We start from the raw sequence: 21,216 nt of genomic DNA on the forward strand, positions 1-21,216 counted from the left end.
TTCGATGAAAGACTTATGAGTACACGACCCCATGAAGATCAAATAAATACAGCAAAGAATGTAAGGAATATATTACAAACTTCTCAGATAGCAAAGGAATATAAAAGCTATAGGCTACAGGATGCCCTATCACTTAGGTGTATACCACAGTTACATGGAGCCGCTAAGAAAACATTAAGGGATGCCCTTAAAACCATTGAAATAGAAATCAACTCATGCTGCGATAACCCTATAATTTGGTCCGAAGGGGAGGATGGAGAAGTTATCTCGGGAGGGCACCCTGATTCATCCTATGTGGGGCTTGAAATGGACTCTGCATGTATAGCAGCTACAATGCTTGGAAAGATGTCAGAACGAAGGAACAATAGGCTGATAGACGGTAGTCTATCAGAATATCCATGGTTTTTAATAAAAAAGCCAGGACTTAATTCAGGTCTTATGGTACCTCAATATACCCAAGCCGGACTATTGAATGACATGAAAATTTTATCCCATCCAGCAACAGTAGATGCAATACCAACCTGTTGTAATCAAGAGGACTATGTTGCAATGGGATATAACGCTTCTAAGAAGGCAAGACAGATAGCAGATAAGCTTGAATATATACTATCAATAGAGCTTTTATCAGTGTACCAGGCCCATCAATATGTAAAGGAAGGCCTTATGCCAGCAGAAGCAACAAAGGTAGTTTTAGATGAGATAGCCAAAAAAGTACCTGTGATGGAAGAGGATATGTATCTTTACCCCCATATAAATACTTTAAAGGACTTAATTCATTCAGAGTATATTGTAAGGCTTGTAGAAAAAGTGATTGGAGGATTAGAGTAAAATGAAGAAAGTACAAATGGATATTAAAAAAATATTTTTTACACCTCCAAAATCTATGTTCGAGCGAATTACTTTATTCATAATGCTAACAATCACATTTATTATTTTCTTCACACCACTAAAGTTCTCAAAAATGCACCCGTTAGAGGCTGGGCTAACAGCAGCTCTACCTGCTGTATCTATCTCATGGGGCTGGATTATATTACTAAGGTCAATTTTTAGGAAAAGCGATTTTACTAAAGAATAAAAAGAAGCAGACAAGGGGATATAAGCTTGTCTGCTTTTGTATGTATGCCCATGCCCTTAACAATCCGTCCCCGTGACACTAAAGAAGGAATTGACAAATAGGAAAAATATGTGTATAGTAAACATATCAAAAAAAGTTGATATTATTAACAGGAGAAGAATAAATATGAACTATGATAAGGTATTTAAAGCATTAGCTGATAAAAAAAGAATTTTAATATTAAAAACATTAAATATTAATGGGATAAAATGTGTGTGTGATTTAGTAGAAGAGGTTAATATACCTCAATCAAAATTATCTTATCATCTAAAGTTATTATTAGAATCAAATCTTATAACAAAGACATCAGAAGGCAAATGGAACTATTATGAAATAAATAAAGCAGTACTAACAATAGTACTAACAGAAAATGTTATAAAAAGTGTCTTTGAATAGGCAGTTGTAAAAGCTGAATTCACATGCATAGTCAACACATTAATTGATTAGAACTAACTAGTAAATTTTTTTCCTACACACATCAAAAAAAGTTGATATAACAATAAGGGGGAAGCATATATGGTAAATTACATCTTAGAATTTAAGCAGTTAATTCCTATAGTATGGTTAAATGTTATAATATCACATTTGATCAGACTATTTAAAACAGAAACCGTAACTAAAATAGGTGAAAGCATAAACTACACACTAAATGAGTTTATAAAGATGATAATACTATTATTTGTCATTATATTTGTTATATCATTTATACAAAGCTATTTTCCTCCAGAAAGAACAAAGAGAATACTTTATAGATATAAAGGCTTTATGGCTAATATAATTGGAGCAACACTTGGAATAATTTCACCTTTTTGTTCTTGCTCATCTATACCATTATTTATTGGTCTCAATAAAGCAGGCACTCCAATTGGAGCCACCTTTTCATTTCTTATAGCTTCACCACTATTAGATATGGCCTCATTATTGTTTCTAATAAGCCTATTTGGATTTAGTATTGGTATAGCATATGTATTAGTTGGAATATTCCTAGCTGTAATAGGCGGTGTTATTATTGAAAGGCTAAAACTGAGTAAAGAAATCAAAATATTAACAAATCAAAATGACCGTAGTAGTTGTGATGAAGTTAATGAAGACTTAATGCAGGTGTCTGATAGAATTATTTATGCAAAAAAAGAAACTATATATCTGTTAAAAAGCATATGGAAATACATATTGATTAGCATAGCGATAGCAACTATTATAAAAAGCTGGATTCCTCAAGGTTGGATTCTTGGAGTTTTAGGAGAAAACAATCCATTATCTGTACTGATAGCCACATTAATAGGAGTACCTCTATATACAGATGAGATGTCTGCTATTGTAATAGGTAAAGCTTTTGCTAGTCAAGGTGTACAGGTAGGTACAGTTTTATCCTTTATGATGAGTGCAGCAGCCTTATCACTACCATCCATGATAATGCTAAGGAGCGTATTAAGCAAAAAGCTACTTGCTATTTTTATAAGCATAGTAACTATAGGCATTATAATTATAGGGTGTATGTTTAACCTAGTACAAACTTATTTTTAAGTCATTGCCTTTGGAAGATATGACCTTGATTTATTCAAAAAAACTACTTTAATAAATAAAATAGTGTTATTATTACAAAATTAAGTTATATTAAATGAACATATAGTATGTGTTGAAACAAGAATAGTAAAACTTTACTAATTTTTAAAAAGTGATACAATAAAATTAAAGCTATATAACAACCTGTTTGAAAGCACTCAAAATATATATTGTAGCAAAATAAATTACAAATCATATAACACTTTACTCTTTCATAACTAAGCATAGTAAAAAACTATAATACAATTACATAAGATAAAAAAACTTAGGTCAGTTGGAGATTTTACTCCACTTGAAGGTGTCAACAACCCCGTCCCCCCGACACGTTCTTTCGACATACGACATACTATTATTAAGGAGAAAATGAATAATGAATATTAATTATATAAAGGATCATAAACTAGAATATAGAACAGACTTGATTAAAGGGTTGACTTCATATAACAAAGCATTTGCAGGTGATTCGCCTTCTACCACGTCTAATGTTTATGTTCTTGATGACAAAAAATTAGTGGGAGGCTGTCATACACAGCTTATATGGAATTGGGTAAATGTGCAATCACTATTTTACAATAATAAAAAAGCTTTGATAGCAATTATGAATGAACTATATCAATTCTATAAAGGAAAAGCAGAAGGTATAATAGTTGAATCTTATATCAAACATCGTATTGAAGATTTTAAGTTAGCAGGCTTCAAAGTACTAGGTGTGCTAGTAGACAAACCGATTGGCTTTGAATCCCATATAATGACAAATACAAACATGACGGTTATACCAGTCAATCATACATATTGTATAGAAATAATTAAAGAAAAACATGAAAATTACACAAAGATTGTAGATGAAGAAGTGAAAATCTATAATAAAAAGTTTAAGATTAATGAAGCAAAAACTGAAATTCAATATGTAGCACTTGATAAAGAAAGATTTGTCGGTGGAGTATATGGGTATATTATGCAAGATTACTTGTATGTATCAACTTTGTGGGTAGATGAAGCTTATAGATGTAATGATATTGCTACAAAACTAATGGATATTATTGAAGCTGATGCGATAGAGAAAGGTTATAAGAATTTTTATTTAGGCACTTGTACATTTCAAGCTAAAGGTTTTTATGAAAAAAGAGGCTATAAAGCAGTAATGATTACTAGCAATTGTCCAAAGGGCTATGATGATTATATGATGGTTAAGAAATCTTAAGGCATATATTAAGGACTTTATTTTTTGCTTATTTTACGCTTCAGCAGTATAAGAGGTGAATACTCAATTGATGTCAACAACCCCGTCCCCCCGACATAAGGAGGAAATAAGATGGAAACATTAAAAAGACTATGGATGATTATTGCTAGTGCATATATACTTTTGTTCTTTTCTGAGTACTATTTTTTAAATGAAGAGCCAGCTATCGGCTTAGTTGAGACACTAACTACAAATCCTGTTGGACTTGTATTCCTCATTGAGTTTATTATTATGTATGCTTTTTTCTCCTACAGCATGTTGATTGCATTGCAAAAGTTTAAGGTAAGAAATATTTGGGGGCTAATACTGGCAGGAGCACTGTTTGGCTGGTGGACAGAAGGCATAGTGATTCCAATTTACTATGAAGCCCTTCCCTACTCAATTTTTTGGCCCAGTATAGGATGGCATGTCATTGTGGATGTACTTCTTGGGTGGTATTTGGTTAGAAAAGTTTTACATATGAATAAACCACTATATACAGTTCTACTTTCATCTGCTCTTGGGATCTTTTGGGGAATATGGGCTACTTGGTTTTGGGGAGAAGGCTTGTCCCCCATAGCACCAACGGATTTTGTAATATATAGCTTTTTTACAGTTTTTCTATTGATTATAGCCTATTGGTCAATTGATAGCTTTAATCCCGTTAAAATGGCTATTTCAAAACTAGAAATTATCTTATTTGCTGTGTTTAGTATTTTTTGCTTTATCACTATTATACTATCCTTAGGGATACTACCTATTCTCTACTTTGTTCCAATGGTGGCAATTACTTGCTTGGCTTTGTGGATAGGTGGCAAATCAGAAAAAAGGGATTCACTGTTTGATGGATTTGAGGTAAAGACAAAAAAATGGCAGTATCCAATATTATTGTTAATACCCTTGACTTCATCAATTGTGTATAACAATATCTATAAAAGCAAGCTAGATACAGGCTTTACAGAGCTAATACCCTTGGCACTGCTGGTGGCAGCAGTACCACTGTATTTAATTGCAATGGTTAAGGTAGCATTTAAAACAAGATAATGTAAATTAAATAGGGTGCCAACAACCCCGTCAGACTGACACGTCATATAAAGAAGGAGATAAAATGATTGAAAAAAAGATACAATCAAAAAGAGGAACAGTTTACTATTGGACTAATGAGAACAATAACGAAAATGAATTGGCTATTGTTTTTTGCCACGGATTAACAGCAGATCATACCCTTTTTGACAAGCAAGTACAGCATCTAGCAAATGACTATAAATTAATAAGCTGGGATATTCCATTGCATGGAAAATCAAGACCCTATCAGGATTTCTCCTTCGCTAATGTAAACAAAGAGCTTTTAGAAATACTTAAACAGGAGAAGGTTGAAAAGACAGTATTAGTGGGACAATCGGCTGGAGGCTATATAGCTCAGGCCTTTATCAATGAATATCAGGAAAAAGTAATTGGATTTGTAGGCGTTGGTACAACCCCTTTTGGCAATAGCTATTATAAGAAATCTGAGCTATTTTGGATTAAGCATTATTCCAGTATTGCCATGCTTTACCCCTATAGCCTATACTGTAAAGCAGGTGCTAAAGCTGTTACAATAACTGATGAGTCCAGAGAAAACATGCACAATGCACTTGTGAAGCTGGGTAAAAAAGATATGCTAAAGGCTGCTTCTTCTGTCTATGGTGAGTTCCTAAAGGTTGAAGAGGAGGTTGATTTTAACTGTCCAGTTTTATTAACCTATGGTGAGTATGATAATACTGGATATGTGAAAAAATACAACGATTGCTGGGCAGACAAAACAGGTTTTCCTTTAAATGTAATAAAAAACGCTTCCCATAATGCAAATTATGATAACTATAAGGAGTTTAATCAACTGCTTGTTTCTTTTATGCACACAATAAAATAGACCTCAGCTATAGTAGCTGAGGTATTTTATTCATTGGTCTAATGTCTTAAACGAGATGTATCATTAGTTTATTATTGGTCGAGTTTGGAGATACAGCTTTAAATCTGGATGTGTTCCTTTAGTTATAACATCCCTCAAAATTTTAGCCAAAACCATGTTGTAAACAGTACCATTGTCACCATAGCCCATGAGTAAATAAAAGTGCGGAAGCTCCTTGTAAATTCCAATCATAGGCAAACCATCATGGGTACCACCATAGAAGGCAGATAGATAGAACTCTGGCTCTACTGAAATATCTGGAAAAAGCTTGTTAAACTCATCAATTATTTTATCCTTTTTGCTTGTTAACATAGAGTCCCTTTGCTGAGGATATTTAGTGTTTTCATCTAGGCCTCCAATGATTACTCTGTTATCAGCTGTTGTACGCATATAAATGTAGGGTCGTGCAGTTTCCCAAATTAATGAGCGTTTATACCATGAGGAAAAGTCATCTATTGGAGTGGTAACAACTGCGTAGGAGCTAACTATTACTGCATTTTTATCCTTTTTAAAATCTAAGCACTCATAACCAGCAGCTACAATTACATGCTGAGCTTTAATGGAATATCCATTAGTTGTAAACATGACTACTCCATCCTTCTCAATGCCTCTACCCTTCACCTCTGTTTCCTCATAGATTCTAACACCTTTACTCTTAACCTTCTCAAGTAAACCAATGGTAAACTTATATGGATTTAACTCTGCATCATTTCTAAAGTAAATGGCGGCATGCTTACTAAAGGGATAGTGCTTGCTAATTTCCTCTTCTGTGAAAAACTCCACCTGAAAGCCGTGTTTCTTTAAAAGGGAGTATTCCTTTTCAAGCTTTTCTACATCCTCTTGATAGCTTGCGTAATAAAGAGAGTCTCTTCTTTGGAAGTCAGGCTGTATATCTAAAGAATAACAAACTTTTTCAATTTCATTCATTCCTTCTTCGCATAGCTTAAGATGATGAGCAGCATTTTTTTCACCAAAGCTATTACTTAATTGAGTAAAGGTTTTTTCACCTAGATATTGAATGAGAGCAGTGTTGCAGTATGTACTGCCTTGTCCTACCTTTCGTTTATCTACAATAACAACATCTAATCCAGCTTCACTAAGGTAGTGGGCACATTGTGCACCTGAGCTTCCGCCACCCACAATTAAAACATCACATTCAATGTTTTCTTTTAAAGATTCATAAACAGGGGTGTTTTCTAATGTTGTAGGCCAATAAAACTTGCCAGATTGTAAATTCATAATTGTCCAACCACCTCGTTATAATATAAGTCGTGTTTAAAGTAGTATTACCAAACCTAGACTAAATATGTTATGTATTGCTTTACTACATTAAATCTGTAGCCTTAACCTTTGGATGGCGGTAGGACTGTATATAAATTTCCTTAAAGCTATATTTTCCCATATGAATTGAATGTTGGGGACACCATTGAATACATGCAAAGCATGATGTACAATTATCACCAAAAACAGGAAGGCTTCCCTTAAGCTGTATATTATCTACAGGACATATTTTTACACATTGACCACAGCTGGTGCAATCCTTAGTTGTATTAAATTTAAGGGAGTTAGCACCTTTAGTGAGTAGGATATACAGAAATTTTAGTAATACTGGCATCTGTTTAATTATAGTCATATCCTCAAACAATGAGGTTTTCTCTATGGTGGAGTATTCTTGCTCTTTTATGTTATATACTATTTGTGTTAGCTTTTCCTCTGCCTTATTAAGCCTGCTGGAAATTTCACTTTGGCTTAAGCTGATGGAACCAACAGCGTTGTGGGGAAACTTAATTCCATAGCCCTGTGATAAACCAGTTCCCTTTTTCTCTAAAACTTCATTGAAATTGTACAGTGCTTTTGAAAGTGCCACTCCATATGTGGCTATTGCAACAATACTGTTTGCTTGAACCTCTGACAAGTTTTCTATTGTTTCCAATACTTTTTTAGGTGCTTTAAAATCGTATATGGGAAAGACAAAGCATAAAAAATCCGCCTTGATGGAATCCCCCTTCTTCAACGAAAGCACTGGTAGTAAAGTTGCACCTAGTTGTTGACTTATAATTTTAGCAGCATAGTAAGAGTTTCCTGTACCACTAAAATAATACACTAATTTCATAATATTAACTCCCTTCAACTATTTTTATAGCAAACAATAAAGTCACTCCTAAGGTGCATAGCATCTACTTTAAACTAAGCATTAGTTTTGCTGTTAGCTTTAAATTATTGGTTTTACATTTCTTTTAGGATTAGATAGCTTAAATTTTGATAGTCTACCAGTTGCTTTTTCTAATCTACTTATACCTTCAATTATTGTTTTTTGATTATGTTGGGAGAAGCAAAGGCGAAGCTCCTGGTTGTTTTCTGAAGTAGAGTAAAACCCTTCCCCTGGTATGAAGGAAACTCCAACTTTTAAAGCCTCCTGTAGTAGTTTTGTTGATGAAAACCTTTCATTGATTTTACACCACATGTAAAATCCCCCTTTAGGCACCTGGAATGATAGCTTTGCTTTAAGACTGTAGCTAAGGTACTCAGCCATAGCATTTCTACGATTTTTATAGATAGTACGCATTTTTTTCAAATGCTTTTCTAGGTATCCTTCTGTAATGAATAGGTTAAGGAGCCACTGGGAAATGTTACTGCTATGTAAATCGACATACTGCTTCTCCAAAATAATTCTATTAATAAAAGCTGGTTGGGCCACCATATATCCCAGTCTTAAACCCGGCATTAAAATTTTAGAAAAAGTACTCATATATATTACTCCTCCATAGGTATCTAATGCTTTTAAGCTTAGTGGTGGTATGTCTTCATAATATAGTTTACTATAAGGGTCATCTTCTAAAATTGCTAGTCTATAACGTGCTGCCAGCTGAATAAGCCTTTTTCTATCCTCAATGGTTATAGTATTGCCGTTTGGGTTATGGAAGCTAGGAATACAGTACATTAATTTTGGTCTGTATCGTGTTAAATAATCCTCCAATATTTCAAAGGGAAAGCTATTGCCTTCAGGTAGGCTTAATATCCTTGCTCCTAATGACTGGAAAACTTGTATAGCTCCTAAGTATGTAGGGGCTTGTATAATAACATAATCCCCGGGCTCAATTAATACTCTAGCAGAAAGGTACAAGCCCTGCTGTGATCCTGATAAAATTATTACATCGTCACAATGGCACTTGACACCTTCTGAACCTAACATCTCTGTAATAGTATGTCTCAAGGGCTGGTATCCATGAACAGGTATATGCCCAAAATCCCTAGGATTTAGTTTTGGAAAAAAATCCACTTGAAGCTTATTAAACACATTAATAGGATAATAATTAGGATCTGGCATACCAGCATCAAGAGATATTTTATCGTCCCCCACATTATTAACCAAAAGTTCACTCATAAGTGTAGCCATCGAAGGCTGAATATAGGGTTTAAGCAGCTGTGGCCAAGGAATTTCAGTGGATTTAACTTGCAAAGCATACTTGTCCCTGACATATGTACCGCTACCTTTCCTTATATGTATATAGCTTAACTTCTCTAAGTGGCGATAAGCATTAATTGCGGTGGTTCTACTGACCTTAAACAATAATGCCAGTTCCCTCTCTGAAGGGAGTTTATCTCCAACTGTTAAGGAGCCATCATCAATTTTAGCTTTTATTATTGTTGCAATCTGAAGATAGTATGGAGAAGAATCATTTAATTGTGTATTAACTATCAATTTGGATATATCCATTAATCACGACTCCCTTCTTTGGTATCCAATTATACTGAATATTTATGTAATTGGATATTTAATTAATGTTTCCTTCTTAATTATAATAAAAAATGAGGGGAGTTGGTGTTAATAATGAGTAAATCTAAATCAAATATACTAAAAAGAACGAAGGTTCTCATATGGAAAGAGGCTTTTAAGGATTGTCTCCCAATTACTGCTGGGGTTATCCCCTTTGGCTTGACCTGTGGAATAATGGGCAGAACTGCAGGCTTTTCAGTATTTGAAATTACCTTTATGTCCTTGACGGTTTTTGCAGGGGCAGCACAGTTTATGGCAATTGCAATGATTAACTCTGGTATTTTGAATTGGGGAGTAATAGTATTTACCACTTTTTTAATAAACTTAAGGCACCTATTGATGGGGGCATCCTTAGCACCTCATCTTTTTAAGCAATCTAAAGCCATCCAGTATCTTTTAGCCTTCAGTATGACAGATGAGAGCTATGCCTTAACCATCAGTAGAACTGAAAAAAAGGGCTATAGTGGCTATTATCAGCTGGGGGTAAGCTTTCTTTTATACATTGTTTGGGCAATAGCAACAGTTATAGGGGCTTCTCTTTACTATAGTATACCTAATCCACTGGAGTGGGGTCTTGACTTTATCATCCCTTTAACCTTTCTGGTTTTACTAATACCTCGATTAACCAGTAAAACCCCTTTAATTGTAACCTTAGTGTCTGCTGTGGTAGCTGTTTTGGGGAGCTTGTACCTACCTGGTAAATGGTATATTATTTTAGCTGCCTTGGTTGCAAGTGTTGTTGGAGGCTTAATTGAGGGGGGAAGAGAGAATGGATAGTAAATTAATGGCTATCATTATAGGTATGGCTTTAGTAACATTTATCACACGTATTGGAGCTCAGCTTATATTTGCCAATACAGGAATACCTGCTTGGCTGGAGAGGTGGCTGAAGCACGTACCAACAGCATTTTTGGCAGCTTTAATTGTTCCAGCTATTATACTACCTAAGGGCTATTTAGATATAACATTTAGTAACAGTTATCTTATTGCGGGTATTATTGCTTCATTTATCGCCTATAAAACTAAAAATGTGTTAGCTACAATTTTCATAGGAATGGCTATTATGCTATATTTAAGCAATTAATACTTTTTTAGTTTTTGATTAAGATAATTTTAATAATTTGTTTCATTATACTTAAGATTCATCTCCTATTATAGAACTAACGTCAATAAGAGGAGTGAGTCTATATTAGTAACGAGTCTCATAATTTATTAGGTAAAATTAGCAGCATGTTTATTAACCGATATCGAGTTGTCTATCTAATCATTGTAGCCATAATAATTGTAGGACTACTATCTTACTTTAATCTAACAAGAGAAGAAATGCCGGACGTGACAATGCCAATGGGTATTGTGACCACAGTATACACTGGCGCTGCTCCACAGGAAGTAGAAAGCCTTATCACCGATAAGATTGAAGGTAAGCTTAAGGAGCTTGAGGACGTAGAATCTATTAAGTCTACATCTAGCAATGGTATGTCAATAATAAGAGTCGAATTTGAAGTTGGCACTGATATTGACGATAAAATTAATGAGATTAGAAACAAAATGGGCGAGATTCAGAATGAACTACCTGAGGATAGTCAGTCACCTATAATTAGAGGTATAGAATCTAGCGATTTACCCATGATGGCATTAAACATCAGTGGCGAGTATGATTTAACAACCTTAACCCATATAGCTGAAGATGTCTCAAAGGAAATTCAGCAATTGGGGGGAATCAGTGAGGTGCTTATGGTTGGAGGTGTAGAGGGGGAAATTCATATATATGTGGATCCTGCCAAACTAGCTACCTATAATGTTTCTACCAACCAAATTAGAAGTGCCATCGTTAACGCCAATATTAGTATGCCAGGAGGAGATATAGAGCTGGATGATACCCAGTTTAATGTACGTGTACCTGCTTCCTTTGGTGATATACATGAACTTGAGAATATTATTGTCACCCTTCAAAATGGGGTCCCTATCTTTGTTAAGGACATTGCACAGGTTGTGGATACAACAACAGAAGCCACCTCCTATTCAAAAATTTATGATAGTAGATTATCTCAAGAAAAAGAGTCTACACCTGTAATTACACTGTCGATTATGAAGGACAGTGATGGTGATGCAACGGAGCTAAGTGGGAAAATTAAAAATATACTTGATGAAGGAAAGGGAAATCTTTATCCCCAGGATGTTTTTGTTACAATAACTGATGATACAGGGGTTGAGGTTAATGAAACCCTTGATGATGTTGTAGGAAATGCTTTATCAGGATTATTAGTTGTTATTATAGTATTGTATTTATTAATCGGCTTAAGAGAATCCATTATTGTAGCACTTGTTATCCCTCTATCCTTGTTTATTAGCTTTTACCTAATGGAGTTCAGTAATATGAGCCTAAATTCCATGTCTTTGGTTGGACTTATTTTAGCATTAGGTATGCTTGTAGACAATGCCATAGTTATTATGGAAAATATAGACAGAGTTCGTGAAGAAGGCTTAGATGTGGTTACAGCTTCTAAGAAAGCTACAAATCAAGTGGCACCAGCGGTTTTTTCCTCCACATTAACAACAATTGTAGCCTTTTTACCTATGGCAACCATGTCTGGAATGATAGGAGAGTTTTTAAAGAATATTCCCATAACAATTATATTTTCTATTGCCGCATCACTTATTATGTCTCTTAGTATTACCCCCACCCTTTGTTCTAGGTTTTTAAGTATCCATAAAGTCAAAGAAACTAAAAACAAAGGAAAGCTGGTAAAGGCAAGAAAAATCCTATCGGTAGTCTTTATTTTCATACTTTCCTTGTATGCCTTTATGCAGGACGGAAGAATAGGTATGCTGTCTATAATTTGTGGAGTCTTGTTTTCAGGAGCTATGGCACTAAAGCAATTTAAGTTTGCTGGTAAGAGTCATGGAGACATATCATTTATAAAGTATTACGAAGCCATGATGGAGACATTACTGAATAGCAAGGGAAAGAGAGTAGCAGCCATTCTTATTGCTATACTATTATTCTTTGGGAGTTTAATGACAATTCCTTTAGGACTATTAAAGATTGAATTATTACCCTCATCCGATAGCACTAATCTAACTATTGATGTTGATACACCTTCAGGCTATCTATTGGAGGACACACAAAATATAGTAGAAAAAGTTGAAAAGACTTTATTCACCTATCCAGAGATGATTAGTTTTGTAAGTAAAATAGGAAATAGAGGAAATGATTTGGTAAATAGAGGTGACAATCCCAACATTGCACAAATTTCTGTAGAACTGGTGGAGGATAACAAAAGAGAGCGTAGTAGTGTTGAGATTATGGATAGCTTGAGGGCTGACTTTGCTGATATTGCTGGTGCCAAGATAATGGTTAAGCAATCCACCTTTGCACCTAATACAGGAAGTCCCATCAACATTAAGCTAATTGGAGACAACCTAGATATGCTAGAAATAGTTGCCAATGACTTTAAGGACATCCTTAAAACTGTACCTGGTACAACTGAAGTTGGAACAAGCTTAGGAGAAGGTGAAAGAGAGCTTCAGGTTCATATAGATAAACAACAAGCCAGTATGTTGGGATTAGACCCACAAAAAATATCCCTTGAAATAAGAAATGCTATTCAAGGTGTGGATGTATCAACCCTAAAAAAGAATCAAGAGGAAACAGACATACGAATAAAAACTAGCAAGGGGAAACTTACAAGTATAAATGATTTTCAACAGCTATACTTTACCTCTACCAGCGGAGAAAAAATTGCCTTTTCTAGAGTAGCATCGCTTGTTGAAACTCAGGGAATTAGTGCCATAGAACACGAAGATCTGGAAAGAGTGGTTACGGTTGACAGTAATATAAAGGCCGGAGCAAACTCAACGGAAATTTTAAGGCAGTTTCAGTCTAAAATAGAGGACTACCAAATACCTAAGGGAATTACCATTTCATATGGTGGTGATAACGAAAGCATTACAGAATCCTTTACAGATATGTTTTTTAACATGATGGTGGCAATATTGTTAGTGTTCATTATATTAGCAGTACAGTTTAACTCACTATCACAGCCTCTTGTTATATTGTTTGCAGTTCCATTATCTGTGATAGGTGCCATAGCAGGCTTAATTATAACCAATAATAACTTTGGACTGTATGCATTTATGGGAATTGTAGCACTAGTAGGTATTGCCGTTAATGAGGCTATTGTTCTGGTGGACTATACAAACTACCTTAGAAAAAACGGAAATCAAATGAAGGAAGCCATAATAGAAGCGGGTAAAACCAGATTCTTACCTGTACTGGCAACCTCCATCACAACTATAGGTGGAATACTACCCTTAGCTTTGAAGGAGCAGGATTATGGTCAAATAGGATTTGTTTTAATATTTGGTCTGATGGTATGTGCACTTCTTACACTTATTTTGATTCCAATATTATATTCAATGGTGGAGGGAATAAAAGTAAGGGTTAAAAGAAGAATACCTATATTTGTAGAAAGAGGACAATCGAAAGGAGAGGTTAGCATTGAAAATTAAAAAAATACTATTATTGGGATTATTAACTATTGCCATAGGGTTATCTGGTTGTGCATCAGCAAGAGGTGAGAAGGTTGTAGATACAAACAGTAAAGTTCCTGTAGAAACAATAGCTGTGGATGTGAAAACAATAACTCAGCAGTATGACACAGTAGGAAAGCTACATGCATATGAGGAAGTCATTGTGTCTGGTAATGCCAATGGTATAGTAAAAACCATTAATTTCAATGTTGGAGATAAAGTAAAGGAAGGAGATATATTATACACATTAGAAAACAAAGATTTGCTAAATAACATTGATATGCAAAAAAATAGCTTACAAAAAACTGTAGAGGATAGCAGAATTATGTACGAGGACGCATTAGGGAACTATAATAGCATTAAATCCTTGTATGAAGCCAACGCTGTTTCAAAAGAAGATCTTGAGAATGCTCAAGTAGCCCTTGATAGAGCAAGTCTAAATTACCAGCAAGCAAAAAAGACATTAGAAAGCAATACAGTAAGCTTTAATTCATCTATAGAGGATACAATAATTAGAAGCCCCATAGCTGGAGTTGTATCCTCCAGAAATATTGAAATTGGAGAAAGGACTTCAGGGGCATCCTTCATAATATCAAAGCTAGACCCAATGCTTGTGAAAACAAATGTATCAGAGGATTTTGTCAATACTATATCCGTTGGGAATCAAGTAAAAGTAACTGTTCAGCAACAGCAATATATAGGAAAAGTAAAAACCATTAATCCAGTTGGAGTTAATAACAGTAATATGTACCCTGTAGAAATAGTAATTGAAAATGATGGTTCCTTCTTAAAGCATGGAATGTTTGCAGAAATAGCATTTGAGCTGGAAACACTAGATAATCAAATTGTAGTTCCTAAAAAGACCATATTATCAGAAGGCAGTAGAAGCTATGTATATATTGTAGAGAACCAACAGCCTAAAAAGGTAGCCGTTGAAAAAGGCCTTACAAAGGATGGAGAGGTTCAGATTGTAAAAGGACTAAAGGCAGGAGATATGCTTATAGTTATGGGTCATGAGTATATTGATGAACAGACCGAGATTAAAGTTGTAAATCAAAATTAGACTCAGTATGTATAAGAGTTTGTCTAACCATGGAGTTTGAGGTATGATATGGATAAAGGCATAACAATAGGAGGTTTCCATGTCAATTAGGATACGATTAATATTGTCATATATTGGAATGATTGTAATTCCCGGTATGTTAATTATTGTTCTAACAGTTTTTTCAAACAGCTTTTTTGTTGGAGAGGATGTTAGAATGTTAGGTGCCAATAATCCATTTCAGCTTCAAGCTCTATATACATTAGAAAATAAAGAGTTATGGAACAAAGTAAACTATCAAGAAGTTACTCAGAAGGAAAAGCTAGGTGACTTAAAGTTTATTCAGTCACTTGACAATGGGTTAGAGGATATTCACGCTGGGATAGTTTGGAGAAAAAATGGTGAAGTTATGTATGCATCAAGTATTTTAGACATAAAGGATTTACAGTCTCTACTTCCAGCCTTTAAATCAACAGAAAAGCAAGAACATATATCATTTCGTGAAAGGAAGCATTTTATCTACGGACAGCAGGACTACTACCTTCAGGATCAATCTGAGAACTCTTTGTTTTTCGTTATCAATATAGAAAGGGCAAAGCAAAGAGTTAACAGATGGATGAGGGATTTTACCCTAAAAGTAATTGGTGTTTTAATATGCACTACCAGTCTGTTGACCTTTTCTATGCATAGGCCGATTATTACCTCTATTAAAAAACTAAAGGAGGCCTCCAAAAGAATTAAAGAGGGGGAGCTGGACTATGAGATTAAACCCCACTTAAATGATGAGCTTGGAGATTTAAGCAATGCCTTTGAAGATATGAGAAGGAACTTGAAGGAATCATTTAATGTACAGAAAAAATATGAAGAAAATAGAAAAAACTTAATATCCAATATATCCCATGATCTTAGAACACCAATTATGTCAATTAAGGGACATATAGAAGGAATAAAGGATGGTATTGCAGGATCACCTGAAAAAATGGATAAATACATTCATACCATTTATAAAAAAGCATGCGATATGGAGACTTTAATTAACGAACTATTTCTATTTTCTAAGCTAGAGCTGAAGGAGGTTAGTTTTAACCTACAGCCTGTAGACATTGTAGAGTACTTGAAATACTGTGTTGAGGATTTAGGGTTAGATATAGAAAAAAAGGGTGGAAAAATACAGTTAAACCACCACAAAGAGCAACTAATGGTAAAGGTAGATATACAGCAGCTACAGAGGGTGATTAGTAACATTATTGGTAACTCAATCAAATACATTGGCGAAAAGCCATTACAGATAGATGTTACTGTACAGGACAAAGGAGAAGTGGTTGTTGTAGAAGTAAGGGATAATGGAAAGGGCATATCTCAGGAAGACCTACCCTATATATTTGATAGGTTCTACAGGGCAGATAAGTCAAGGAACACCTCCATAGGAGGTAGCGGACTAGGCTTAGCCATATCAAAGCAAATTATTCAAAAGCTGGGAGGTACAATATGGGCGGAAAGTAAGCTCAATGAAGGAACCAGTATATTCTTTTCTCTAATGAAGGTGGAAGGAGGTAGCAACAGGTATGAGTAGAATATTAATTATTGAAGACGATATAAGCATTGCTGAATTAGAAAAGGATTATTTAGAAATAAATGGTTTTGAGGTACAGGTTGAGACTTCAGGGCGGCTTGGGCTTGAAAGGGCAGTGAAGGAAAACTTTGACCTAATAATAGTAGATTTGATGCTTCCCTCCATAGACGGATTTCAAATATGTAAAGAGCTAAGAGAGAAAAAGGATATACCAATCTTAATGGTATCTGCAAAATCCGAAGGAATTGACAAGATACGTGGTCTAGGATTAGGTGCAGATGACTATATCACAAAGCCCTTTAGTCCAAATGAACTGGTGGCTAGAGTAAAGGCTCACCTTAACCGATATGACCGATTGGTTAATAAAGAAAAGAAGGTAAACGACGTAATAGAGATGAAGGGTATCACCATTGATAGCTATTCCAGAAGAGTATATATAAACAATAAAGAAATAAATCTGTCAGCAAAAGAGTTTGATATTTTATTACTCATGGCACGTAACCCCAATCGAGTTTTTAGTAAAGAAGAAATTTTTGAAAGAATTTGGGGAATGGACTCCATAGGAGATATATCTACGGTAACAGTCCACATAAGAAAAATACGTGAAAAAATTGAATATGACTCATCTAAACCTCAGTTCATTGAAACCATTTGGGGGGTAGGTTATCGCTTTCTATAATAAAGAGAAGCTGTACATTGAGTTGTACAGCTTTTATGTTAAAACTATTTAGATAAAGCTAAGCTACCTTGCTTATCCCTGTTTGGAACAGGCCTGCCATCTTCAATGAGAATAAGGTCAGAAGTAATTCTACCAGACTCAAAGATGGTGGGCAAACCACTGCCAGGATGTGTCCCTCCTCCAACCAAATAGCATTTGTTAAAATCCTGAATTTGTTATGGGGTCTAAAGTACATCATTTGTGAGATATTATGACCGAGATTAAAGACAGCCCCTTTATAAACAGCCATTTCATTTTCCCATTCAATTGGTGTTATCATTCTCTCTACCTCAATATGCTTACGAAGGTCCGAAAGGCCTGCCCTTTCCTCTAATATATTTAAAGTTTTTTGCCTATAGGCAGCTTTTTCCTTCTCCCAGTCTATTCCACTGGTGTTGTTAGGCACTGGTACAAGCACATATATTGTAGATTTACTGTTAGGAGCCAAAGCTTTGTCGGTTATGACTGCATTTTGAACATATATAGATGGCTCTTGAGATAAAATCTTACTCTGGGAAATCTCTTCTACATTTTTTTTATAGTCATTAGAAAAGATAATATTATGGTGGGGAATATCGTATACCTTATCCACCCCTAGGTACAGCATAAAGGTTGAGCATGAATATTTGCTTTTCTCAACTTTTTTACGGGTATACTTTTTCTTGTGTTTATCATCAACTAAATTATTCATTGCATAGGCAAAGTCAGCATTAATAACAGTATAATCACTAAGGTGCTTAGAGCCATTTTCTAAGAGAACCCCTATAACATTACCATTTTCTATAATCAATTCCTTAACTGGAGTATTAAGATGAATAGCTCCACCTTCTTCTTCAATAACCTTAGCCATAGCTTTAGATATTTCTCCAAAGCCCCCCATAACATGATGCACACCTGCCGCATGCTCAATATAGGAGATAATACTATAACCGCCAGGGCAGTCCCAGGGCGACATTCCTAAATATTTAGCTTGGAAGGTAAAGGCCATTTTAAGGTCATCATCATTATAATATTTTCCCAAAACATCAAATAGGCTTTCATTGGCTCCGAGGTAGGGAGCAGCCCTAAGAAATTCTTTTTTTAAGAAGTCCTTAGGAGATAAATAGGTTTGCTTTAGACAGTCAAATAACAAATCAAATTTTTTCTTTTCCTTCTTCATAAAGCGTCTATATCCATCAACATTACCAGGAAACAGTTTCTCAAGCTCCTTTTCCATCTGTACAGCATCACCAGAGGGAAAAAACTCCCTTCCATTTCCGTATACAATGCGATATAGAGGATTAATTGATTCAATACTTAAGTAATCTTCAATGTTTCTACCACTACGGGAGAACATGTCCTCAAGAACATCCTTCATCATTAAAAAGGTAGGACCAAGATCAAACTTATAACCATCCATCTCAAAGGTAGAAGTCCGCCCCCCAACAAAAGCTTGTTTCTCAAATATATTAACCTCATATCCTTCACTTGCCAATAACATTCCTGCGGTAAGTCCTCCAGGGCCTGCTCCAATGATGGTAATGGTTTTTTACATTTTTGATCTCCCCTAATCCTAATAATTTAGTTCTACTGTTTATAATTTACTGCTTGTTTTTTTCATTATATTAACTGGTTTGGGTCTGAAAACCCTATTGCCATAGTAGTCACTATAATTTATAAATACCACTGGATATAATACTTAAACAATGAAACTTAGTATTACTAGGTGCTAATTTATTACATTACAGTATTACTGTCTACAGCTTTGAGCAGAGGGGATCATCACATGATAAGCCACAGCTACAGGTATGGCATCCCAATAGAATAGAGTAGCTCTTAGGAAACTCAGTATTAACTCGAATAACCTCTTTAGCAAAAGCTTCTTTATCAGCAGGCACCCCATTTAAAGCATTAGCCTTTTCTTGGGTATCTATAGATGCACCTGGAGGTACAAAGCTATTTGCTGGCACTGTTACCCCATTGGTAATAGTAGAATCTGAAGATACATACACATTATCCTCAATAATAGCGTTTAGTACTATTGAGTTAAAGCCAATAAAGGAGTTATCACCTATAAAGCAGGGTCCATGAACAATACAGCCATGGGCACATGAAACGTTATCACCAATATAAATTGAGTATAAGTCATTTTTAACTCTAATTCTTTCGTCTTTAAGACCATGTAAAATTACACCATCCTGAAGGTTAGTGTTCTTTCCAATATAAAAGGGGTAGCCCTCATCGGCCCTTATTGATGTGTTTGGTCCAATAAATACATTAGAGCTTATTTTAACTGCTCCAATTATGGTAGAAAAGGGTCCAATTAGACTAGAGGGATCTATGCTTGGGAAATAAGCATAGGGAATAAAGGATGTAACTGGGTTTGGCCCGATAAATGCAGCATAAATATTAATTGGGCTACAGCTTTGTTGAAATTGTAGGTTATGGGTAAAAGAGTATGGCTTGCCTACGCTATAGATATTATTCATTTAAATCACCCTTATAAATAAATTTTGCTTCTATAATATGAATAAGATAAAAAAAAGTACCAATTTGCTTAATGAATTACAAACTGGCAGATATACGTAACAGACTGAAACTAAATATAATTGAACCATAACGCTACAATATTCATAATATGTATTGAAGAAAAACTCAACCTATAGGAGGTATAACAATGTATTATCAGCCCTATGTGAATCCAATGATGCAGAAGTTTGATAAAATGATGTTAAATTATACAACATTAATAGACCCCTTTGTAGTAGAAACATTAAAAACTATTATAGGTACCCATGTAGTTATTGAAACTGTTAGAGGAGGGCTGCAGGGGGTATTGGTAGATGTAAGACCAGATCATATCGTGTTACAATCCAGTGGTAATGATACTACCTTCTTTGTACGTATACAGGAAATCGTATATATTATGCCTAAATAGTTTTCAGCTATTGCTTTGTATTTTTATTTAACAGGAGTCAAAAGAGGTTTTTGGCTTCTTTTTTTGTTTCTACATAAATAATTAGCTTCTCACTGTCTAGTTGAGTTCTATAGTTTTTACATTCCTAAACAAATATATTGCCTCCTTTAAATCTGTACTACTACAGCTTCGAATGTTTATAATTGATTATTTATTACCGGTTTTAATATAATGTAAATGAACAAGTATACAACATGAGGGGATGATTAAAATGGAAAACATACAATATATTGAAGGGTCACTTGAGCTATTACAAGAGGTAAAACCTTTATGGCAAAAGCTAAACATACACCATATAAATAACTCAGTACATTATGCTGATAGGTTTAGGAGCATGACATTTGAAAAGAGAAATAATAAGTTTAAGGATGTAAAAAATATCTACATAAATTTAGTTAAGGATACGGCTTTAAATACATATATAGGCTATTGCATAAGCACAATATCTGATGATTTAAATGGTGAAGTAGACTCTCTATATGTAGATGAAGATTATAGGAAATATGGTGTTGGACATCAACTAATGGTTAATTCCATTGATTGGTTGAACAAGCATAAGGTTAAGAGTAAGACTATAGGGGTTGCTACAGGCAACGAGGCTGTAATAGATTTTTATAAACATTATAATTTTTATCCAAGTAAAATCATATTAGAGGAAGTTAATAAATAGTAACTAAACAACTTAAAGTCTAATTAAACCCTCAAAAATATAATCTGCAAGCAAATAATGACACCTACACTCCATAGGGGTCATTTTTGTGCGACAGGCAGT

General features: G+C 34.7%; 20 protein-coding genes. 15 read left to right on the plus strand and 5 right to left on the minus strand.

All coding sequences use genetic code 11. The features are described from left to right. From F8154_RS13600 to F8154_RS13630, 7 genes are all read left to right on the plus strand, one after another. The coding region (locus tag F8154_RS13600) for an aromatic amino acid ammonia-lyase (protein WP_192930309.1) at positions 1 to 828 on the plus strand (828 nt) is incomplete at its 5' end. 1 nt (position 829) lies between these two features. Beyond that, positions 830 to 1,075: a hypothetical protein gene (locus tag F8154_RS13605; protein WP_151862171.1), complete on the plus strand. Its 246-nt coding sequence runs from the start codon at positions 830 to 832 to the stop codon at positions 1,073 to 1,075. A gap of 165 nt (positions 1,076 to 1,240) precedes the next feature. After that, a complete protein-coding gene (locus tag F8154_RS13610) occupies positions 1,241 to 1,510 on the plus strand; it encodes an ArsR/SmtB family transcription factor (RefSeq protein WP_151862172.1) in 270 nt (89 codons plus the stop codon). A 120-nt stretch (positions 1,511 to 1,630) separates the two neighbouring features. After that, positions 1,631 to 2,638: a permease gene (locus F8154_RS13615; protein ID WP_151862173.1), complete on the plus strand. Its 1,008-nt coding sequence runs from the start codon at positions 1,631 to 1,633 to the stop codon at positions 2,636 to 2,638. A gap of 409 nt (positions 2,639 to 3,047) precedes the next feature. Next, a complete protein-coding gene (locus F8154_RS13620; RefSeq protein WP_151862174.1) occupies positions 3,048 to 3,878 on the plus strand; it encodes a GNAT family N-acetyltransferase in 831 nt (276 codons plus the stop codon). A gap of 111 nt (positions 3,879 to 3,989) precedes the next feature. Continuing rightward, positions 3,990 to 4,940 carry a hypothetical protein gene (locus F8154_RS13625; RefSeq protein ID WP_151862175.1) on the plus strand — a complete coding sequence of 317 codons (951 nt, stop codon included), beginning with the start codon at positions 3,990 to 3,992 and terminating at the stop codon, positions 4,938 to 4,940. Between the two features lie 64 nt (positions 4,941 to 5,004). Next, the gene (locus F8154_RS13630; protein WP_151862176.1) at positions 5,005 to 5,805 is read left to right on the plus strand and encodes an alpha/beta fold hydrolase; all 801 of its coding nucleotides are present in this window, start codon (positions 5,005 to 5,007) and stop codon (positions 5,803 to 5,805) included. Between the two features lie 63 nt (positions 5,806 to 5,868). Here F8154_RS13630 and F8154_RS13635 read toward each other — a convergent pair whose 3' ends face one another. The 3 genes from F8154_RS13635 to pdxR all read right to left on the minus strand — a co-directional run bounded on the left by F8154_RS13635 (position 5,869) and on the right by pdxR (position 9,562). Further along, the gene (locus F8154_RS13635) at positions 5,869 to 7,083 is read right to left on the minus strand and encodes an NAD(P)/FAD-dependent oxidoreductase (protein WP_151862177.1); all 1,215 of its coding nucleotides are present in this window, start codon (positions 7,081 to 7,083) and stop codon (positions 5,869 to 5,871) included. Positions 7,084 to 7,168: 85 nt separating this feature from the next. Further along, entirely contained in the window at positions 7,169 to 7,957 is a 789-nt protein-coding gene (locus tag F8154_RS13640) for an EFR1 family ferrodoxin (protein ID WP_151862178.1), read from the minus strand. Between the two features lie 99 nt (positions 7,958 to 8,056). Further along, on the minus strand, positions 8,057 to 9,562 hold the full coding sequence (gene pdxR / locus F8154_RS13645; protein WP_151862179.1) for a MocR-like pyridoxine biosynthesis transcription factor PdxR: 1,506 nt from the start codon (positions 9,560 to 9,562) through the stop codon (positions 8,057 to 8,059). A gap of 114 nt (positions 9,563 to 9,676) precedes the next feature. Between pdxR and F8154_RS13650 the strand changes: the two genes are divergently transcribed. From F8154_RS13650 to F8154_RS13675, 6 genes are all read left to right on the plus strand, one after another. Then, a complete protein-coding gene (locus tag F8154_RS13650; RefSeq protein WP_151862180.1) occupies positions 9,677 to 10,399 on the plus strand; it encodes an AzlC family ABC transporter permease in 723 nt (240 codons plus the stop codon). Beyond that, on the plus strand, positions 10,392 to 10,706 hold the full coding sequence (locus tag F8154_RS13655) for an AzlD domain-containing protein (protein ID WP_151862181.1): 315 nt from the start codon (positions 10,392 to 10,394) through the stop codon (positions 10,704 to 10,706). The genes F8154_RS13650 and F8154_RS13655 overlap by 8 nt, the downstream gene beginning before the upstream one ends. A gap of 146 nt (positions 10,707 to 10,852) precedes the next feature. Further along, the gene (locus F8154_RS13660; RefSeq protein ID WP_151862182.1) at positions 10,853 to 14,134 is read left to right on the plus strand and encodes an efflux RND transporter permease subunit; all 3,282 of its coding nucleotides are present in this window, start codon (positions 10,853 to 10,855) and stop codon (positions 14,132 to 14,134) included. Further along, entirely contained in the window at positions 14,124 to 15,218 is a 1,095-nt protein-coding gene (locus F8154_RS13665; protein WP_151862183.1) for an efflux RND transporter periplasmic adaptor subunit, read from the plus strand. Before F8154_RS13660 ends, F8154_RS13665 begins: the two co-directional genes overlap by 11 nt. 79 nt (positions 15,219 to 15,297) lie before the next feature. Beyond that, complete coding sequence (locus F8154_RS13670) at positions 15,298 to 16,770, plus strand: HAMP domain-containing sensor histidine kinase (protein ID WP_151862184.1); 1,473 nt, start codon at positions 15,298 to 15,300, stop codon at positions 16,768 to 16,770. Then, the gene (locus tag F8154_RS13675; RefSeq protein WP_151862185.1) at positions 16,763 to 17,449 is read left to right on the plus strand and encodes a response regulator transcription factor; all 687 of its coding nucleotides are present in this window, start codon (positions 16,763 to 16,765) and stop codon (positions 17,447 to 17,449) included. Before F8154_RS13670 ends, F8154_RS13675 begins: the two co-directional genes overlap by 8 nt. A gap of 58 nt (positions 17,450 to 17,507) precedes the next feature. Here the strand turns inward: F8154_RS13675 and F8154_RS13680 are convergent, their stop codons facing one another. Next, the gene (locus F8154_RS13680) at positions 17,508 to 19,010 is read right to left on the minus strand and encodes a phytoene desaturase family protein (protein WP_330577922.1); all 1,503 of its coding nucleotides are present in this window, start codon (positions 19,008 to 19,010) and stop codon (positions 17,508 to 17,510) included. A 214-nt stretch (positions 19,011 to 19,224) separates the two neighbouring features. Next, a complete protein-coding gene (locus tag F8154_RS13685; RefSeq protein WP_151862186.1) occupies positions 19,225 to 19,956 on the minus strand; it encodes an LbetaH domain-containing protein in 732 nt (243 codons plus the stop codon). 188 nt (positions 19,957 to 20,144) lie between these two features. On the opposite strand from F8154_RS13685, the gene F8154_RS13690 reads away from it, so the two are divergent. Together F8154_RS13690 and F8154_RS13695 are read left to right on the plus strand one after the other, a co-directional pair. After that, complete coding sequence (locus F8154_RS13690) at positions 20,145 to 20,405, plus strand: YuzF family protein (protein ID WP_207706893.1); 261 nt, start codon at positions 20,145 to 20,147, stop codon at positions 20,403 to 20,405. A 250-nt stretch (positions 20,406 to 20,655) separates the two neighbouring features. Then, positions 20,656 to 21,114 carry a GNAT family N-acetyltransferase gene (locus F8154_RS13695; protein WP_151862187.1) on the plus strand — a complete coding sequence of 153 codons (459 nt, stop codon included), beginning with the start codon at positions 20,656 to 20,658 and terminating at the stop codon, positions 21,112 to 21,114. Positions 21,115 to 21,216: the final 102 nt, after the last annotated feature.

The organism is Alkaliphilus pronyensis (assembly GCF_009017275.1).
GTDB lineage: Bacteria > Bacillota > Clostridia > Peptostreptococcales > Natronincolaceae > Alkaliphilus_C > Alkaliphilus_C pronyensis.

Bases quoted from the DNA above. Each gene is read 5' to 3' on its own strand.
- F8154_RS13605 (WP_151862171.1), top strand. From the start codon at position 830: ATGAAGAAAGTACAAATGGATATTAAAAAAATATTTTTTACACCTCCA.
- F8154_RS13610 (WP_151862172.1), top strand. From the start codon at position 1,241: ATGAACTATGATAAGGTATTTAAAGCATTAGCTGATAAAAAAAGAATT.
- F8154_RS13615 (WP_151862173.1), top strand. From the start codon at position 1,631: ATGGTAAATTACATCTTAGAATTTAAGCAGTTAATTCCTATAGTATGG.
- F8154_RS13620 (WP_151862174.1), top strand. From the start codon at position 3,048: ATGAATATTAATTATATAAAGGATCATAAACTAGAATATAGAACAGAC.
- F8154_RS13625 (WP_151862175.1), top strand. From the start codon at position 3,990: ATGGAAACATTAAAAAGACTATGGATGATTATTGCTAGTGCATATATA.
- F8154_RS13630 (WP_151862176.1), top strand. From the start codon at position 5,005: ATGATTGAAAAAAAGATACAATCAAAAAGAGGAACAGTTTACTATTGG.
- F8154_RS13635 (WP_151862177.1), bottom strand. From the start codon at position 7,083: ATGAATTTACAATCTGGCAAGTTTTATTGGCCTACAACATTAGAAAAC.
- F8154_RS13640 (WP_151862178.1), bottom strand. From the start codon at position 7,957: ATGAAATTAGTGTATTATTTTAGTGGTACAGGAAACTCTTACTATGCT.
- pdxR (WP_151862179.1), bottom strand. From the start codon at position 9,562: ATGGATATATCCAAATTGATAGTTAATACACAATTAAATGATTCTTCT.
- F8154_RS13650 (WP_151862180.1), top strand. From the start codon at position 9,677: ATGAGTAAATCTAAATCAAATATACTAAAAAGAACGAAGGTTCTCATA.
- F8154_RS13655 (WP_151862181.1), top strand. From the start codon at position 10,392: ATGGATAGTAAATTAATGGCTATCATTATAGGTATGGCTTTAGTAACA.
- F8154_RS13660 (WP_151862182.1), top strand. From the start codon at position 10,853: ATGTTTATTAACCGATATCGAGTTGTCTATCTAATCATTGTAGCCATA.
- F8154_RS13670 (WP_151862184.1), top strand. From the start codon at position 15,298: ATGTCAATTAGGATACGATTAATATTGTCATATATTGGAATGATTGTA.
- F8154_RS13675 (WP_151862185.1), top strand. From the start codon at position 16,763: ATGAGTAGAATATTAATTATTGAAGACGATATAAGCATTGCTGAATTA.
- F8154_RS13685 (WP_151862186.1), bottom strand. From the start codon at position 19,956: ATGAATAATATCTATAGCGTAGGCAAGCCATACTCTTTTACCCATAAC.
- F8154_RS13690 (WP_207706893.1), top strand. From the start codon at position 20,145: ATGTATTATCAGCCCTATGTGAATCCAATGATGCAGAAGTTTGATAAA.
- F8154_RS13695 (WP_151862187.1), top strand. From the start codon at position 20,656: ATGGAAAACATACAATATATTGAAGGGTCACTTGAGCTATTACAAGAG.